The sequence below is a fragment of the Mycolicibacterium pyrenivorans genome (genome assembly GCF_025821625.1).
Taxonomy (GTDB): Bacteria; Actinomycetota; Actinomycetes; order Mycobacteriales; family Mycobacteriaceae; genus Mycobacterium; species Mycobacterium pyrenivorans.
Map to the genome: position 1 here is coordinate 1 of NZ_JACKSH010000140.1, position 1,703 is coordinate 1,703.

At 67.1% G+C, this 1,703-nt stretch carries 1 pseudogene; it reads right to left on the minus strand.

The annotated features are described in order from the left end of the window. Positions 1–1,703, minus strand: a pseudogene (locus H7I57_RS33780) (non-ribosomal peptide synthetase); the annotation flags it as partial.

Genomic DNA, 1,703 nt, shown 5'->3' on the forward strand with positions numbered 1-1,703 from the left:
CACGGGTGCGCCGATGGGTGCGGGGCCTGATCCTGGTGTCAGGGGTGTGCTCATGGTGGCGTAGACGGTGATCTCGGTGGGGCCGTAGGCGTTGATCACCACCCGCCCGGGTGCCCACCGGTCGACGATGTCGGCGGGGCAGGCCTCGCCGCCGAAGAGCACGGCGACGTCGTCGAGGCCGTCGGGGTTGAGTGCGGTGGCTGCCGAGGGGGTTTGGGTGAGGACGGTGACATGTTCACGCATCAGCAGTGCGCGGAAGTCTGGCGGGGAACTGGCCACGTTTTCGGGCACGATGACCAGGTGGCCGCCGCCGAGTAGTGCGGCCCAGATCTCCCACACCGAGAAGTCGAACGCATACGAATGGCATTGCGTCCGGTCGGAAGGTCGGCGGGGGTGGAGTCCGCGAGATGGCAAAGGTTGCGGTGGCTGACGGCGACACCTTTGGGGGTGCCGGTGGTGCCGGAGGTGTAGATCAGGTAGGCGATGTCGTCGGGAGCCGGCGCAGGCAGGCCCTCGACGGGTTGGCTGTCGATGGTCGGGTCTGCGAGGTCGATGAGGGTCACGTCGTGGGCGTCCAGGCGGGAGCGCAATGCCTGGGTGGTGACGGCCGCGGTCGGGGTGGCGTCGGTGAGCATGAACGCGATCCGCGCGTCGGGTAGTGCGGGGTCGATCGCCAGGTAGGCCGCGCCGGTCTTGAGTACCGCCAGCATCGCCACCACCGCGTTGGTGGAGCGCTCCAACAGCAGTGCCACACACTGACCCGCGCCTACACCGTGGTCAGACAGTAGGTGCGCCAACCGGTTCGCCGTCTCATCCAACTCGCGATAGGTCAGCGACCGGCCCTCGAACGTCACCGCCACCGCCTCCGGGCAACGGATCACCTGCGCGCTGAACAACTCCGACACCGACACCCCGGGTGCGGGCGAAGCCAACACCGCCCGGTTGCCGACCTCGTCCAGGTGGTCGCGCTCACCGGGATCGAGCACATCGATCGACGACACACGTGCCGACGGATCGGCGGTCATCGCCTCCAGCACCCGCCGCAGCCGCTCGATCAGCGAAGGGACGCTTTCGGTCTCGAAGACGTCGGTGTCGAATTCGACGCGCAGGCCCAGTTCGGGTCCGGGCATGGCTTGCAGTGTCAGGGGGTAGTGGTTGGTTTCGCGTGCTCTGACGTCGGTGATGGTCAACTCGTCGGTGCCGGCCAGGGCTGCGCTGTCGAGGGGGTAGTTCTCGAAGACGAACAGGGTGTCGAACAGTTGGTCGTGGCCGGTGATGCGGTGGATCTCGGTCAGTGCCAGGTGTTGGTGGTCATAGGTGTGGTTGTTGTTGCCGTGCAGTTGCGCGATCAGGTCGGTGGTGGTGCTGGTCGGTGTGATGTGGGCGCGGACGGGCACGGTGTTGATGAGAAGGCCGACAATGGATCACCGCGGTGCCGAAGACGACGTCGTGGTGGCCGGTCAGCGACATCAGTGTCTGCGCCCAGGCGGCCTGCAGCACGGTATTGAGGGTGGAGTGGTGCGCGCGGGCCAGTTCGCCGAGGGCCTGTGAGATGTCTTCGGGCAGTCGATGGGAGATGGAGCCGCGTGGTCCGAGTGCTGCTCGGTTCGGCGGAGCGACCAGGGTGGGGGTGTCGAAGCCGGCGAGCACGTCGCGCCAAGCCTGTTGTGCGGCTTCGAGGTCACGATCGGCCGACCACTCGA